At 59.4% G+C, this 1,474-nt stretch carries 2 protein-coding genes and 1 pseudogene; 2 read left to right on the forward strand and 1 reads right to left on the reverse strand.

Going from position 1 to position 1,474, the window contains the following annotated elements; genetic code table 11:
• Positions 1–317 (reverse strand): annotated as a pseudogene (locus tag Q664_RS18530) (Y-family DNA polymerase); the annotation flags it as partial.
• 213 nt (positions 318–530) lie between these two features.
• Here Q664_RS18530 and Q664_RS56410 point away from each other — a divergent pair.
• Both Q664_RS56410 and Q664_RS18535 read left to right on the forward strand, forming a co-directional pair.
• Complete coding sequence (locus tag Q664_RS56410) at positions 531–932, forward strand: DUF4329 domain-containing protein (protein WP_235216761.1); 402 nt, start codon at positions 531–533, stop codon at positions 930–932.
• 72 nt (positions 933–1,004) lie between these two features.
• Entirely contained in the window at positions 1,005–1,406 is a 402-nt protein-coding gene (locus Q664_RS18535; protein WP_043397029.1) for a hypothetical protein, read from the forward strand.
• Positions 1,407–1,474: the final 68 nt, after the last annotated feature.

The raw sequence follows: 1,474 nt of genomic DNA on the forward strand, positions 1-1,474 counted from the left end.
GGACCCACCAGCGCCATCACCCGGCGCCTCCGGCCTCCCAGCCTCGCCGCCAGCAACTCCCCCGAGGCCGTCATCTCCACGTCGATCGTCGCCGGTGTCCCCAGCATCCGCGAGGGCCGCTCCCGCATCACCTCGGGCACCGGCTCCGCCGCTTCCACGGGTTGGAGCAATTCGCCTTCCAGTCCGCGCCTCATGGGCGGTGGCCGGAAGGTCTTCGTCTCATACGCCTCCTCGGGCCGGTGCGTGTCCTCCAGCGCCGCCATGAAGAGCGCGTCCTCTCCCAGCGCCGTCGCCAGCCGACCGCATGGTATACTCACGCGGATGGCCCTGCCGGTCACAACCTGAATGGCGGTACGAAAAATGATGCCGCATTACCTCGCGATGCTACTCGCCTCAGGGAGCATCCTGGGGTGTGCTACTGGCGGACAGCCAAAATTCTGGCGCGACCCGGATGGCAACATCATCGTAGTGGGCCCCATGCTCGGCCCCGCCGACAATCTGGAGAGCAGCTTTGTGAAAACGTCCGAAACATGCCCGGAGCCCAAGCCGGACATCAACGCGGTGGACAGGAGTATTGTGGAGCCATCTACCAGCGTCCTGGAGATACAAGATTTTTTGCGAGCTATCCCTCCTCGCTCGGCCCGCCCCTTGAACTGCCGGGCGGGCGAAAAGCCTGCTTTGTCCCAAACAAGGTCAGTGATTCCGAAGCACCGGGAGGACAAATCTATGCTGACTACCATAGCCACCCATCGTCCTCGCGGTTCTCCCCGGAAGATCTACAAGCGAGTCGTCAACGCTTCTATTTCCGGGTGATGTTCAACCGCATCTGTGAGGTCTATTTGTATGACTTTCAAGATCGTACGGTCTTCCAACTTCAAGACGGAAAATTCGCCCCCATCAAACAGGTGACGGACGACATCCGTGGTCAATAAACACCCATGCCATACACGTTGAAACGACCTGGCATCTCGAATATGCCGCACCAGCACCCCGCAGGAGGATGGATGAAGCGAACCAGCCTGGGAATCCTGATGATTGTTCTTCCCGGGTGCATTCACATCCACCGGAAGGCATCTGTTGCGCCTCCCGAGGTCGCTGAGCGCATCCAATTTCCGGAATGGGACAAAGACGTGGCAACAGTGACCGGACCTCAGCTCAAAGCACTCCAGATCGCGACGGATGATTTCCGGCCAGCAGGGTGGGGGCCATCCAAGCACAAGGACGAACTGGTGCGATGCCTTCAGCAGATCGAGAACTACGACGCATGGATCAAGCGCGGCGAAAAAGTAACGTTCATCCACTTCACGCCTAAAGAAGATGAACGCTGCGGCCTTGAGCCAAGCCCTGTCGATGTCGGTGCGAGCTACGCCATCAGTGACGAGGGGATCATTCTCAGGCGTGAATAATCACACAGACGCACCCGGGGCCAGATTAAAGTCATACACCCTCACCCCAACCCTCTCCCAAAGGGAGA

Origin of the sequence: Archangium violaceum Cb vi76 (assembly GCF_000733295.1) — a bacterium.
GTDB classification, from domain to species: Bacteria; Myxococcota; Myxococcia; order Myxococcales; family Myxococcaceae; genus Archangium; species Archangium violaceum.